The 13,265-nt window shown below is 73.1% G+C and carries 13 protein-coding genes; 8 read left to right on the top strand and 5 right to left on the bottom strand.

What is annotated here, in order from left to right; genetic code table 11:
* Window positions 1-3: 3 nt before the first annotated feature.
* Genes BLT36_RS12520 through BLT36_RS12500 form a run of 5 tightly spaced genes read right to left on the bottom strand, consistent with a single transcriptional unit; the run spans window position 4 to window position 3,508 of the window.
* Complete coding sequence (locus BLT36_RS12520; RefSeq protein ID WP_175529630.1) at window positions 4-267, bottom strand: hypothetical protein; 264 nt, start codon at window positions 265-267, stop codon at window positions 4-6.
* A gap of 44 nt (window positions 268-311) precedes the next feature.
* Window positions 312-2,411, bottom strand: a complete 2,100-nt coding sequence (locus BLT36_RS12515; RefSeq protein ID WP_092095532.1) for a hypothetical protein — start codon at window positions 2,409-2,411, stop codon at window positions 312-314.
* A gap of 29 nt (window positions 2,412-2,440) precedes the next feature.
* Entirely contained in the window at window positions 2,441-2,824 is a 384-nt protein-coding gene (locus tag BLT36_RS12510) for a DUF6507 family protein (protein WP_092095530.1), read from the bottom strand.
* A gap of 1 nt (window position 2,825) precedes the next feature.
* Entirely contained in the window at window positions 2,826-3,143 is a 318-nt protein-coding gene (locus tag BLT36_RS12505; protein ID WP_092095528.1) for a pore-forming ESAT-6 family protein, read from the bottom strand.
* Between the two features lie 29 nt (window positions 3,144-3,172).
* Window positions 3,173-3,508: a WXG100 family type VII secretion target gene (locus BLT36_RS12500; RefSeq protein ID WP_079236509.1), complete on the bottom strand. Its 336-nt coding sequence runs from the start codon at window positions 3,506-3,508 to the stop codon at window positions 3,173-3,175.
* Window positions 3,509-3,638: 130 nt separating this feature from the next.
* Here BLT36_RS12500 and BLT36_RS12495 point away from each other — a divergent pair, with 130 nt between their 5' ends.
* The 8 genes from BLT36_RS12495 to BLT36_RS12465 are packed head-to-tail and all read left to right on the top strand — an operon-like array spanning window position 3,639 to window position 13,253.
* Window positions 3,639-4,733: an FHA domain-containing protein gene (locus tag BLT36_RS12495; protein ID WP_092095527.1), complete on the top strand. Its 1,095-nt coding sequence runs from the start codon at window positions 3,639-3,641 to the stop codon at window positions 4,731-4,733.
* Entirely contained in the window at window positions 4,730-5,839 is a 1,110-nt protein-coding gene (locus BLT36_RS12490; protein ID WP_092095525.1) for a DUF6177 family protein, read from the top strand. Before BLT36_RS12495 ends, BLT36_RS12490 begins: the two co-directional genes overlap by 4 nt.
* Window positions 5,823-6,065, top strand: a complete 243-nt coding sequence (locus BLT36_RS12485; RefSeq protein ID WP_092095523.1) for a hypothetical protein — start codon at window positions 5,823-5,825, stop codon at window positions 6,063-6,065. Before BLT36_RS12490 ends, BLT36_RS12485 begins: the two co-directional genes overlap by 17 nt.
* Window positions 6,062-7,429, top strand: a complete 1,368-nt coding sequence (locus tag BLT36_RS12480; protein ID WP_175529629.1) for an EsaB/YukD family protein — start codon at window positions 6,062-6,064, stop codon at window positions 7,427-7,429. Before BLT36_RS12485 ends, BLT36_RS12480 begins: the two co-directional genes overlap by 4 nt.
* Window positions 7,430-7,431: 2 nt before the next feature.
* Window positions 7,432-8,286 carry a hypothetical protein gene (locus BLT36_RS18915; RefSeq protein ID WP_139166459.1) on the top strand — a complete coding sequence of 285 codons (855 nt, stop codon included), beginning with the start codon at window positions 7,432-7,434 and terminating at the stop codon, window positions 8,284-8,286.
* A complete protein-coding gene (gene eccCa / locus BLT36_RS12475) occupies window positions 8,283-12,311 on the top strand; it encodes a type VII secretion protein EccCa (protein WP_139166458.1) in 4,029 nt (1,342 codons plus the stop codon). Before BLT36_RS18915 ends, eccCa begins: the two co-directional genes overlap by 4 nt.
* Window positions 12,301-12,648 carry a hypothetical protein gene (locus tag BLT36_RS12470; protein WP_092095518.1) on the top strand — a complete coding sequence of 116 codons (348 nt, stop codon included), beginning with the start codon at window positions 12,301-12,303 and terminating at the stop codon, window positions 12,646-12,648. The genes eccCa and BLT36_RS12470 overlap by 11 nt, the downstream gene beginning before the upstream one ends.
* On the top strand, window positions 12,645-13,253 hold the full coding sequence (locus tag BLT36_RS12465) for a hypothetical protein (protein ID WP_092095516.1): 609 nt from the start codon (window positions 12,645-12,647) through the stop codon (window positions 13,251-13,253). Before BLT36_RS12470 ends, BLT36_RS12465 begins: the two co-directional genes overlap by 4 nt.
* Window positions 13,254-13,265: the final 12 nt, after the last annotated feature.

The following is a 13,265-nucleotide window of genomic DNA, read 5'->3' as shown; positions in this document are numbered from 1 at the left end:
CGTTCAGCGCCAGTCCCAGGAGAACTTCCACTCGAGTGCATCGATCGCTGCCGAGTCGAGCTCGGGGTGGAGTCGCGAGAAGTTCTCCTTGAACAGGTCCATTCCACGGATCAAGTCGTTGTCGACGGACGCCCAGTCGATCTGCGACAGGCCCTTGTAGTCGCGCATGATCTCCTCGAGATCCCGTCGAACGGTGTCGGAAGCGGACTCCACCGCAGCCCACGACTCACCCGGGGTCGCACTGCGCCCCTTTCCGATGAGTTGCACGACTGCCTGACTGAGGGCGGCATCGACGACCAACGGGTTTCCTTTCACTCGGGCCAGATCACCCGGGTGTACCCGGATGCCGGATCGACCTGCACGATCTTCGTGATGGCAGGGTTGTTCTTCAGGGCCTCGAACTCGCGCGTCACCCAGATACTGGTGGGTCTGATCCCTGTTCCACCGACCAGGTGTACCTCTCCGCTGGCACCTTCGGCGAACTTCTCCGAAACGGTCTTCCACGCTTCCACCGTCTCCGGCTTGCGGGCGTCGTACTCGGGCATGTGGATGTCGTTCTTGAGCAACAACTGTTCCAACGTCGAACCTCCGTGCTCCGTCGCAATGCCTCCCGCCACGCCCATCCCGCCGATGTCGCCGGTGCGGCCGGACCAGAACACAGCACCACCAGGTGGGGTGCGAAGGTCCGCGGTGTCCAGATCGGTGTGCCCGATCGGAGTCTCGATGTTCGGCCGGTCGTGGTACTCGAGTGTGTTGACGACACCGTCTCCGCTGTCCCAAGCCGCTTGACTCTTGTCGTGCGGAACGGGAGACGTGGCGGGGAGTTCACGGTCGAAGTCCGGAGATGACGGATCGTTCCCGCCATAACCGTGCCCGGTTGTCGGAACCTCGCCGTGGCCCGACGGATCGCCACCCGAGCCGCTCGGTCCCTCGCCGCCGGGCGACGAGTGGGCGTCACCAGCACCGTGTCCGTTCGACACGTGGTCACCGCCGGCAGCGTGCCCCGCACCGCCGTGCGCAGCACCGCCGTCACCGGAACCACCGTGCCCAGCACCCTCGCCGTGCGTGATCGTCGTCGTGCTCTCCCCGTGCCCGCCGTGCCCACCGGCACCGACGAGCTCCGGCTCGCGCACCGTCGGCGCCTCGACCGTCGAACCACCGGCGTGCGCATTCGCGTTGGCGTTCGCATCGGCCCCGGACTCCGACCGTGCCGGCGGCACCTCGGCGTCGCCACCGTGGTGGCCGTGCATGAAGTCGCCGAGCCCGGTCTTGAAGTCCGCGATCTTGCCGGTGAAGCCGTGCAGCGAATCGCCGAGCCCGGCCGAGACGATGCCCTTGAGGTCACCGAGCTTCGGGAGGACCGACGTCAGACCCTTGGAAGCCCACGCACCCGCATCGACGAGGTCGAGGAACTTGCCCGCCTTGCCGACGGTGCCCGCGACCTCGCCCACCTTGCCGAGCGCCCCGACCTTCCCGACCTCACCGGCGACGGGGATGAGCAGGGAGCCGATGCCCCAGATCGCCTGGCCGGCGGCGGTGCCCGGATCCTTCGCCCACTCGTCCCAGCCGACGGTCGCCTTGCCGAGACCCTTCCAGGCCTCGCCCGCGTTGCCCCAGCTCCAGGAGCCGTCCGCGGCGTTGTATCCGATCAGCGACCCCATGCCCTTCCAGGAGTCCGTGAGGGTGTCGAGGTGCCAGCCGGTGCCGTCGATCCCGACGAGCATGCCGAGACCCTGGACCGTGCCCCAGATGCCGTCGACGACCACGCCCTTGAGCAGGTTCGGCACGAAGTACAGCGTCTTCTCGCCGCAGCTCTCCTTGCGGGCCTCGGCGGTGCCCCAGGGCAGCTCGGTGCCCATCGGGAGTTCCTTGTACCCGTAGCCGAGCTTGTCGTCGGGATCATCGCCGGTCATCGCGTGGAGCGCCGGCAGACCCGAGAGCCCACGGATCGTGTTCGCGCACTTCCGTTCGGCGGCCTGGTAGGCGACGACCTGGTTGGCGACACCGTTGATGATGTCGTTGTTCTCGCCGTTGAGGGTCTCGTCCTCGTCCCACGCGCCGTCGTGCTGCTTGACGTCGGCGTGCAGGGTGTTCCCGCGGGTCACGTAGGTCTTGAGCTTCGCGACGATCGGCGTGACCTCGGTCACGAAGTCGTCGAGCGCCTTCGCCACGGTGTCCAGGTCGTCGCCGAACGCGGTGCCCTGCGGCACGATCGGCGTCATCGCGTCGTAGAGGTCCTGGTCGCCAGGACCCTCGTAGGAGTGCGAGATCGGCGTCCACGCGCTGTGGATGTCCGCCGTCCCGTCACGCACCGCCGACGCCACCGTCCGGAGCTTGCCGGCCCCCGCGGTGATGCCGGACGTGTCGACGTCGGTGTACGGGATCTCCCCGACGTTGACGAGTCCACTCATCGTTGCTGCACTCCCCCTGCTGCCTGCTGCTAGTTCGCGCCCGGCGCGCCGTCGAACGCCGAGAAGTTCCCGCTCGTCGCCGCAGCGACCGCGTTGGCCTGCGTGGTCGCGGCCATCTCGTCGTCACCGTCGATGACGGCCTGGGTCGCCCCCGACGCACCGAGCAGCGACGCGCGGACCCGGTTCTGGATGCCCGTCAGGGTCGCCTTCCGGTGCTCGAAGAACCCGGCGATCGCCTCACCGATGACCTGCGACTGCGCGGCGGTCGCCGCGTCCTGCACGATGGTGTCCACGCCCTGCACCGAGCCGTCCTCGGACCCGCCGAGGGCGGTGGACATCGTGATGGTCCGGTCCGAGACCGCCGTCAGGACGTTCTGCACTCCCGCGGGGTCGACCCGCCAGCCGTCGACCACGTCAGCCGATGTTGCCGACGGCCGACTTCGCCTTGCTGATCGCGGACTGCGCCGACTCGTCGTTCGACTGCAGCGACGCGCGCAGCGTGGCGATGATCTGCTTGACCTCGCCGGCGACGGTGTTCCACCGCTGCTCCTTGGCGTGGTACTCGTCCGAGACGCCGTCGGCCTGGTAGTCGGCCATCGCGGCCTTCACGTCCGAGTCACGCTGCGCGATGAGCGCCTCGAGCTGGGCCGCGACGGCGTTGAAGTTGTCCTGCGCGTTCTGCGACGCCGCGACGTCGTAGTCGCGACGGTCTGCCTGGTTGCCACCGCTCATGGTGTGTTCTCCCTCTCCCCGAAGACCCGTCAGGCGCGGCCGCTGAAGCGGGCCGCGTCGAAGTTTGAGCTGCCCTCGAGCGAGCTCGTGGACTGCGCCATGTCCTGGTCGCCTTCCTGGAACGACCGGTCCATGCCCGAGATGCCCTGGAGGACGCTCGCGAGCGCCCCGTTCAGCTCGTTGGCGATGGTGTCCGTCTCGGACTTGAAGCGGTCGAACGCCGCGCGGCCGGCACCGTTGAAGCGGCCCTGCAGCGGCTCGGCCGAGTCGGCGAGCTTCCGGACCAGGGTCCCCAGGTCACCGGAAGCGCCGGACGTCTGCTTGGTCAGGTTGGTGAGGACCTGTGCCCCCATTGCGAACTTCATCGCTCATCCTCTCTGTCTTTTCCCCCACCCCACTACGGGTGACAGCGAACGAGAGCAGCCTAGACCACGACGACGACACGCGTCACGCCCCGGTTCTGACATGATCGGACGTGCCGATGGGAGGTGGGGCATGTCGTCGATCGTGGTCGAGACCGGCGTTCCGGTCATGACCTGCGGGCGCTGTGGTGCTGCGTCCACGCAGGGACAGCGGTTCTGCACCGACTGCGGTGCACTCCTCGGTCGCACCGTCGCCTCGTCGGAGTACGACGCCCTGCGCGACGTCGCCGTGGCGGGAGCCGGCGCGGTCGCGCTGGCGCGACTCGTCGACGTGGTCGTGTGCCTGCTCGGCGCCGCCGCCGGCGCCGGCCTCCTCTTCCTCGCCCACACGGCCGTGCCCTCGTCCGACCCACTCGGTACGGCGATCGCCGGCGCGGTGGCCGGCTTGGTCGTGACGGCCGTGATCACGGCGATCCGCGCCTCCAGGACGGGCCGTGGACCGGGCGGTGTCATCACGGGGACCCGCGTCGTCGACGTCGAGGACGCCCTGCCCGCCGGGCCGGTGCGCCAGCTGTCGCGCCTGCGCGGGCAGCACCCCCGTCCCGCCGGTGCCGGTCCGTGGGCCACTGCGACCGGCACCCTGACCGCGTCGCTGCGCGCCGGTCGTGAACCGCTCTCCCCCGCGGCCCCGGCGCTCGGCACCGCCTTCGGTGCGGCCGCGTCGCCGGGTGTCCGTCCCGGGTCTGCTCCTCTTCCTGGAGGCGCGGCACCGGTCGGTCTCGACGCCACACGTCGGTCCGGGGTCGGCTCCGCACCCGTCGGTTCCGGACTCGACGGCGGCTTCGCGGCGGTGCCGCCGCCCGCCGCGCCGGTCGCGGACGAGTCCGTCCCGGTGGACGCCGTCGTGCTCCGCTTCGACTCCGGTGCGCTCCACTGGTTCCGCGGCACCTGCGTCGTCGGCCGCACCCCGGAGGCAGAACCGGGCGTCGCCACCGTCGCCGTGCCCGACCTCTCCCGCACGCTCTCGAAGACCCACGTCGCGCTCGTGCAGACAGACGGAGCCGTGGTGCTGCGTGACCTCGGCTCGACGAACGGCACGTCGGTGATCCGGCCGGACGCGTCGTTCGAGGTCCTCGTCCCCGGCGTGGACCTGACGGTCACGGCCGGCTCCACCGTCCGCATCGGCGACCACGCGTTCGTCGTCGACCGGGTCGGGGCCGCCGCGTGAACCCGTTCCGAGCAGCGCGGACGCACGACGACCGGCCGACCGCGAAGCACCCGCTCGTCGACTCGGCGGGCGGCGGCACCATCCGCATCGAGAGTCGTGCGGGCATCGTGCGCCTCGGCCGCGCCCAGGTGGACGTGCTCCGGACCGCGTCGGCCGAGGGCGCCCGCCCGATCCTCGTCACCGACGGGCTGTCCGTCGTGACCGAGGCGTTCCGGCAGGCGCTCGTCGACGCCGGCGGAGCGTGGGTGGTCCGCGGCGACGACGGCCTCCGCAACGGACTCGACGGGCGACGGCTCGAGGAGTTCACCGACGCGGTGCTGCTCGGCCCGCCGACCACGGTCGAGGACGTCGCCGTGGGACACCTCCGTCCGGAGCCCGCGACCGCGGACCAGCTCGTCGTCTCCGCTTCGGTCCGGCACCGTGCGAGTGCCGAGACCGTCCTGGGCACGACGACCGAGCTGCTCGCCGTGGAGCTCGCCGGCGCCGCCCCGACCGGCTGGGGCACGCACGAGCCAGCGACCCGTGCCTGGGACCGCCGAGCGGTCACCGAGGTCGCCCGCGAGCGCATGCCCGACCCGACCAGGTTGCTCGCGGTGGGATCACCCGCTGCGCCGCTCGCGATGACGATCACGGCGCAGCGGACCGAGCACGGCGTCGAGGAGCTCACCACCGGCCTGCTGTCGGTCGGCGCCCCCGGGGACGCCGCCGCATCGGTGCGGGTCGCAGCCGTGCCGCAGGTGCTCGGGCGTCTCGCCGCGACCCAACTCCCGCTCTTCGCCCTGGTGCTCCGACGCCCGGGTCGTGCCGACCTCGCGCAGGCGCCGCGGATGGCCCTCCCCCCGGTCCCGGTCGCGATGCTGCTCGGGGCGCCGTCGGTGCGAGCGCTCGCGCTCGACCCCGAGGCGATGCGCGACCGGTTCGGTGCGGTCGTCGCCGGCCGGCCGCGGATCCCGGCGCTCGTGCTGCCGTTCGGACGGAGCCCGGACCGCGACCCCGTTGAGGAGCTCGCGGCCGTGCTCGCCCACATCGGCCGTGACCGGGTGGCCGACGCGGTGGGGATGGACGACCGGACGAGGGAACAGGTGCAGCGTGCCGCGGAACAGTGACTCGATCCTGCTGGAGAGCGTCTCGACGCACCGACGACGGCTCCGGCAGGCGTTCGTGCTCGGGCGGCTCGCCGACCGTCGGATCGTCAACGACAACGTGAAGCGGTTCATCGGCAGCGTCGTCCTCGCCGCGGTCGTCGGCGTCGGGTGCCTCGGCTACTCGTTCGTCACCAACGCGCTCGCCCAGCAGGCGCCCCAGCAGCAACAGCAACAGGAGACCAAGTGACCGACTTCACCCGCGTGACCGTGGTCGGCGCCGGCCGTCGCGCCGACGTCGTCGTCGCGTCCGACGAGCCGTTCGCCGGGCTGCTGCCGCGACTGGTGGACATCCTCGACGAGCCGATCGCGGACAGCGCGCACCCGGTCGCGCTCGTGCGCGTCACCGGGGAAGAGGTCGCGCTCGCCGCCGACGCCGCCACGCAGGAGATCTCCGACGGCGAGGTCCTGCACCTCGTCCGCCGCGCCGACGCCCCGCCGCCGCCGGAGGTCTCCGACGTCACCGACGCCGTCGCCGACTCGCTCGGTCGCCGATCGGACGGTTGGGGAACGGCCGCACGACAGGCCGTCGCCGCGGGTGCCGTGGGCGCGACCGCGTCGGTCGTCGGGACCCTGGTGGTCGCGGCGTTCACGGTCGCCACGGTCCGAGCTGCCTTCGACGGCGGGGACGTCTCCCCCGCGGTGCTCCCGTCCGTGCTCGCCGGCAGCGGGGTCGTCCTCGCGCTCGCGGCCCTCGTCGCCGGACGAGCCGGAGCCCGTTGGACGGGCATCGCCCTCACCGCGGCGGCCACCGGGCTCGCCCTCCCGATCGGCCTGGCGGTCGGCCCGGTGCTCGGCCGCGACGGCGACCAGCCCGCGATGATCGCTGCGGTCGTGCTCGTCTGGGCGTGGATCGCGCTCGGCGTCGGGCTCGGCGTCGGACAGCGCACCCGGACCATCGGCGCCGCCGCCGTCGTCGGCGTCGTGCTGCCCCTGCTCGGCATGGTCACCTGGCTGACCCCGGCCCCGGAGGCCGCCGGGTGGGGTGTGGTGGCCGTCGCCGCGATCGTGGCGTGCGGGCTCCTGCCGTCCGCGGCGATGTCGTCCGCGGGGCTCACCGGGCTCGACGACCGGGTGAGCGGCGGCGACCTCGTCGCCCGTGACCGCGTGGTGAGCGCCCTCGACGACGCGTACCGGGCACTCGACTGGACCACGGCGGCCGTCGCGGCGCCGATCGCCATCGCCGGCGCTGCCCTCGTCGCCGACCAGGACCCGTGGGCGATCGGACTGGGCACCGCCGTCGTCGTCGTGGCCGCGCTCCGGACGCGGGCGTTCCCGCTCACCCTGCAGGGCGTCCTGCTCTGGACCGCGGTCGTCCTCGCCGCGGTGCTCGGACTCGTCGGGCACGCCGCCACCGCCCCCGTGCAGGTGCTCGGGATGCTCGCCGGGCTCGGTGTGGTGGGAGCACTGCTCGCCGGTGTCCGACCCGCGGCGCACCAGCGGGCACGGCTGCGATCGCTCGGCAACGTGCTCGAGACCGTCTCGGTGGTCGTGACCCTGCCCCTGTTGCTCGGGACGTTCGGCCTGTTCGCCGCACTGCTGGAGACGTTCTGACGATGCGGCTCTTCGACGACGTGGTCCCGGCACTCGGACGGGCGTTCTTCGGCAGTGTGGCCGGCGGGGCACGCGAGCTCGACGACGCGCACCGGGCGATCCGGCAGGGCGTGCCGACGAGCCGGCGCATCGCCTTCGCCTCGCTGCGCGGCGGGACGGGCTGTTCCGCGACCGCGGCGGCCGTCGCGACGGTGCTGGCACGTCGCCGGGCCGGACGCGTCCTCGGGGTAGACGGTGCCGCCGGGCTGCGCTCGTTCGCCGCGTACGCCGGTGCCGACCGGACCGAGCCGACGCCACCCTCCCCGCGCCGCAGTGCCGCGCGCACCTCGTGGGAGGCGACCGAGGGTCTGGCCGTGACCGGCTCGGGACTGCACGTGCTCCGGATCGGCGACCCGCGCCTCCCGAGCCGCCAGGCAGCACCCGACGAATGGACCGACGCCGTCGACCCGATCGCCCGCTTCTTCGACGTCGTCGTCGGCGACTGGGGTTCCCGCAGTCCCTTCGTCGACCTCGGCGCCGTCGCCGCCGACGCGCACGTCGTCGCCCTCGTCACCGGACCAGACCGCCCGTCGGTCGAGGAGGGCGTGGCGCACGCCGACGCGATCCGTCGACACGCCCCCGGGTCGCGCGTGCTCGTGGTCCCCGTCGACACCACCGGCGCCGGGCTCCGCGCGGCCCGCACGGCCGCGGAGTGGCCCGGCCACGCGGTCCACCCGATCCCGAGCGACCCGAGCGTCACCGGCGGCGGCGACCGTCCGACGGCCTCGCGCATCGCCCTCATCCAGCTCACCGCGGCCCTCGTCGACGCCGCCGTCGGCCGCCGCGTCGACCGTCACGCACCGGAGGTGTCCCGGTGAACCGCATCGTGCACCGACCCGCACGGGTCTCCACCCCGCTCGTCCGACCCGACGCCGAGCAGCTCGCCCCGCCGCCCCAGCTCCCCGAGGGCCCGAGCGGCGGCATCCCGCTGCAGTCCCTGCTGCCGGTGGTCGGTGCGATCTCCTCCGTCGTGATGATGGTCGTGCTGCGGGGCAACAACCCGGTGCTCATGGTCGTCGCGGCGCTGGTCTTCGTGGTCGCCCTCGTCGGTGGCCTCGGCATGGCCTTCACCCAGCGCGGCAACGCCGTGCGCAACCGTCGCACCCAGCGTGAGCGGTACCTCGACTACCTCGAGGAGCTCCGCGGCGACCTCCGTGCCCGGACGACGGCGGTGCGCGAACGCGCCGAGCACGTCGACCCCACCCCGGACACCCTCCCCCGGCTCGTCGGGGACCTGGCGCGGCTGTGGGAGCGGCGTCGCGGCCACGCCGACTTCCTGCGCGTGCGGGTCGGCTCGGGTGACGTCGCGTGGCTCGACCTCACGGTGCCGCCGGACCAGAACCCCGTGCAGCCCCTCGACCCGCTGATGCTCGCCGAGCTCGAGCAGGTGGCCGAGCACTACGGCACCGTGCACGCGATGCCGATCGCGATCCGGCTCGACGACGCCGGCGACGTCTCGGTCGTCGGCGAGCGAGCGGCCGTGCTCGACGTCGCCCGCGCCCTGGTCGCCCAGCTCGCGGCGATGCACGCCCCGGAGGACCTGCACCTCGCGGCGGCGTTCCCGGCCGACCGCGCCGACGACTGGGACTGGTTCGACCTGCTCCCGCACGCCCGGATGGACCGCACCTTCGACGGTCCGCTGCGCGCCCGACGGGTGGCCGAGGACGTCCCGACGCTCGCGCGCACCCTCGCGGGGGAACTCGGCGAGCGCGCCCGGACCGCGGCGATGTGGCGGCGGTCGGGCGATTCCGGGAAGCGGAGCGACCTTGCGCGTCTGGTGGTCTTCGCGGACGAGCACGGCAGCGTGGCCGTCCCGCTCGCGCTGCCGGAGGGCGAGACCCGCCCAGAGGACCTCCGGATCATCGTGGTGCACCTCGTCGCCGACCGCCTGCACGAGCCCTCGGACGTGCGGGTGCGCGTGACGGCACGGTCGGAGCAGCCCGGTCGCACCCTGCTCGAGATCGTCGACGCGCGCGACGTGGCCGAGGGTGAGCCCGCCCCGGTGCAGGCTGCCGTCTGCGACCCGGTCGCCCCGACGCTCGTCACCGCCGTCGCCCGCGCGCTCGCTCCCCTGCGGTTGTCCGCCGACGCCGAGGAACGCGCCGAGTCGTCGGCGGCGATCGGCGTCACCGACCTGCTCGGGGTGGAGGACGTCACGACGATCGACCCCGACCGGACCTGGCGTCCCCGGGCACCGCGCGACTTCCTCCGCGTCCCGATCGGCGTCGACGACTTCGGCGCCCCGCTGCTGCTCGACCTCAAGGAGTCGGCGCAACTGGGCATGGGCCCGCACGGCATCTGCATCGGCGCCACCGGTTCCGGCAAGAGCGAGATGCTCCGCACGCTCGTGCTCGGCCTCGCGGTGTCGCACCCGCCGGAGGACCTCGCGATGATCCTCGTCGACTACAAGGGCGGCGCCGCGTTCGCCCCGTTCGCCCGGCTGCCGCACGTCGCCGGCCTCATCGACAACCTCGCCGACGACCCGCAGCTCACCCGCCGTGCACGGGCCTCGATCGCGGGCGAGGTGCGCCGCCGCCAGGAGATGCTCCGCGACGCCGGGGCCGCGCCGTCGATCACGCACTACCGGGAGCTCCGCACGCACCGGCCCGAGCTCCCGCCGATGCCGCACCTCGTGCTCGTCATCGACGAGTTCGGCGAACTGCTCACGGCGGAACCCGAGTTCGTCGACCTGCTGCTCATGATCGGCCGCATCGGGCGCTCGATCGGCGTGCACCTGCTGCTCTCCAGCCAGCGGATCGAAGCGGGCAAGCTCCGCGGCCTCGACACCTACCTGTCGTACCGGCTCGGACTCCGCACGTTCTCGGAGGCCGAGAGCCAGGTCGTCCTGGACACCGGTGACGCGTTCCACCTGCCCGCGGTCCCAGGGTACGGCTACCTCAAGGTCGACACCAGCGTGTACACCCGGTTCCGGTCCGGCTACGTGTCCGGGCCGATCGAGGACGCCACCCCGGCCGCGGCCGCGGCACCGACCTCCACCGACACCGCACCGGAGCCGTTCGAGCTGCCGGTGTACAACACCCTCGCGTCGGAGGACGACGACCCGGGCGAGGCCACCCTCGAGGCCCCCGACGTCGGCCGGAGCGTGGTCGACGAGGCGGTCGAACGGCTCGGCCGCAGTGACCGGGCGACGACGCCGGTGTGGCTCCCGCCGCTGCCGACCCGTCTGGCGCTCGGTGCCGTGCTCGACCCGAACGCCGACACCGACCCGACCGGGCTCACGGTGCCGATCGGTCTGCTCGACGACCCCGGACGCCAGCGGCAGCGCCCGTGGATGCTCGACCTCACGCAGGGCGGCGGACACGTCGCGGTCATCGGTGCGCCGGGTTCCGGTCGGACCACCTTCCTGCGCTCGGTGGCCGCGTCGATCGCGCTCACCACGACGCCGCGCCAGGTGAGTGTGTACGGCATGGACCTGTCCGGCGGTGGCCTCGGCCGCATCGAGGGCTTCCCGCACGTCGGTGGCGTCGCGACCCGAGCGGACCGGAACCGCCTGCTCCGCCTGGTCGAGGAGTTGCAGGCGATGATCCGGTTGCGCGAGCGGGTGTTCCGCGACCACGGCATCGACTCGCTCGCCATGCTGCGGAAGCGCCACGCCGCGGGACGGGTGCCCGAGCTGGGGTCCGCCGACGTCGTCCTGCTCATCGACGGTTTCGGCGTGATGCGCACTGAGTTCGAGGAACTCGAGGACGCGTTCGGCGACCTGCTCCAGCGGGGTGGCAGCTTCGGCATCCACGTCGTGGTGGCGCTCACCCGTTGGAACGAGCTGCGGTTGGCGAACCAGCCGCTCATCGGGCAGCGCTTCGAGATGCGGCTGAACGACCCGGCCGACTCCACGATCGCCCGCGCGGCGGCGGCCACGCTGAAGTCCGGCGAGCCGGGCCGGGTGCTGACCGGTGACGAGCTGTTCGGCCAGGTCGCCCTGCCGGTGCTCGACGACGTCGAGGACGGTGCGGTCGGTGACGAGCTCGCTGCCCTCGCCCAGCGCGTCGCGGACAGCTGGGGCGGTCCGGCGGCAGCCCCGATCCGGCTGCTCCCGGAGTCGTTCGACCCCGCTGAGCTCCCAGACCCCCTCGTCGCGCCCGACACCGTGCCGTTCGCCCTGCGACAGGACACGATGGACTTCGTGGCGTTCGACCCCGCGGTCGACCAGCACCTGCTCGTGTTCGGTGACACCGCCAGCGGCAAGACGGCGCTCCTCCGGGGTCTCGCCGCCGGGTTCATGGAACGGTCGACCCCGGACGAGCTCGTCCTCGCCTTCATGGACGTCCGCGGAGGTGCCGCGGCGGGCACCCCGGACGACTTCCTCGGCGGACACGCCTCGAACGGCCGGGACGCCCGCGGGCTGGCGGCTGCCATCGCCGCCGAACTCGAGCAGCGCGCCGCCGGCACCTCGACCGGTCCGCGGCCCCGCATCGTGGTCCTCGTCGACGACTACGACATCGTCGCCTCCGCCGGCACCGACCCGCTCGCGCCGCTCATGCCGTACCTGCCGTCCGCGCGGGACCTCGGGCTGCACGTCGTCCTGACCCGACCGGTCGCCGGTGCCGCGCGTGCGATGTACGACACCGTCATCCAGTCCATCCGGGACTCCGGCGCCACCGGCCTCGTGCTGAGCGGCGAGCGGTCGGAGGGCCAGGTCTTCCCGAAGGTCTACGCCGAGCAGTTCCCGCCCGGACGCGGGCGTCTCGTGCGCCGCGGCACCGCTCCCCGCATCGTGCAGGTGGCCCACTTCGCCGCGGCACCGACGACGCAGCCGGCGCGCTCCGACGCAGCGGGCCAGACCACCGTCCTCGACCCGAAGGGAGCCGTCGATGCCCCGTGACGTGCTGATCCTGTCCGCGAACGCGCCCGAACTCGCGGCGTTCGTCGACGCCGGTGCCGACGTGGCACCGGACCTGCGCGTCCGGACCCTCGCGGGCGGTGCGGTGACCGAGGTCGTCGACCGCAGGGGCTCCGCCGTGCTCAGCGTCCAGGTGCCCGAGTTCGTCGAGAACGCCGCGGAGGTCGCCCGACTGGCACCGTGGGCGTCCGTGGACGGCCCGGTGTGGTGGACCGAGGCGTGGGCACCGTGGGGATCGGCCGGGGACGTCGGCGTCGAGATCGCCCGTGCGTTCGCCGCGGCGATCGGCGCACAGGTCCTCGTGGAGGACGGCTCGTGAGCGACCTCCCACCGACCTCGGCTCCGCTCCCCCCGATGCCCGGATCACGGCGTGCGGCGCTGCAGCGTGCCCGGACGGTCATCGTCACGGGCGTCGCCGGCGGCACCGGCACGACGACGGTCGCGGCGCTCCTGGCAGACGCGATCGGCGGCCGACTCGGCGTGGTCGTGCAGGCGACGGACCACTCCGGCGGTGAGCTCGCCGCCCGACTGCCGTCGCTCGAGCCGGCGACCACGCGGGTGACCCTGCACGACATGGGGGCGCACGTCGGTCCGGCCGCAGCACTCGCGGCGACTCCGGAGAACTGCCTCGTCGTCGTCGGCCGAGCGACCGTCGACGGTGCCGCCGACGTGCGCGCGGCACTCGCGTCGATCGCGCACGACCCCGACCCGACGCTGCTCTGGCGTTCCGTGGTCGTGCTCGTGGACCGCGCGGCGAAGCCGACCGCGGTGGACACGCGTGCGGTGCGGGACGCCGGGGTCGCCGGGGTCGTCGTGCTCCGCGCAGACCGTGCGCTGAGCCGGCCCGGTCGCATCGGGGTGGCCGGCCTCGGCCGCGCCACGATCACGACGGTGTCGGAGCTGCTGGCGGCCCTCGGCTGGTGAGGCGTCCTCCGA

The organism is Curtobacterium sp. UNCCL20 (assembly GCF_900101675.1).
Classification (GTDB): domain Bacteria; phylum Actinomycetota; class Actinomycetes; order Actinomycetales; family Microbacteriaceae; genus Curtobacterium.
The sequence above is the reverse complement of the archived record's forward strand: the minus strand, read 5'-3'. Positions and strand labels throughout refer to the sequence as shown.

Coding starts and splice junctions, on each gene's coding strand:
- BLT36_RS12515 (WP_092095532.1), bottom strand. CDS start 2,411: ATGAGTGGACTCGTCAACGTCGGGGAGATCCCGTACACCGACGTCGAC.
- BLT36_RS18915 (WP_139166459.1), top strand. CDS start 7,432: ATGCGGCTCTTCGACGACGTGGTCCCGGCACTCGGACGGGCGTTCTTC.
- BLT36_RS12505 (WP_092095528.1), bottom strand. CDS start 3,143: ATGAGCGGTGGCAACCAGGCAGACCGTCGCGACTACGACGTCGCGGCG.
- BLT36_RS12500 (WP_079236509.1), bottom strand. CDS start 3,508: ATGAAGTTCGCAATGGGGGCACAGGTCCTCACCAACCTGACCAAGCAG.
- BLT36_RS12495 (WP_092095527.1), top strand. CDS start 3,639: ATGTCGTCGATCGTGGTCGAGACCGGCGTTCCGGTCATGACCTGCGGG.
- BLT36_RS12470 (WP_092095518.1), top strand. CDS start 12,301: ATGCCCCGTGACGTGCTGATCCTGTCCGCGAACGCGCCCGAACTCGCG.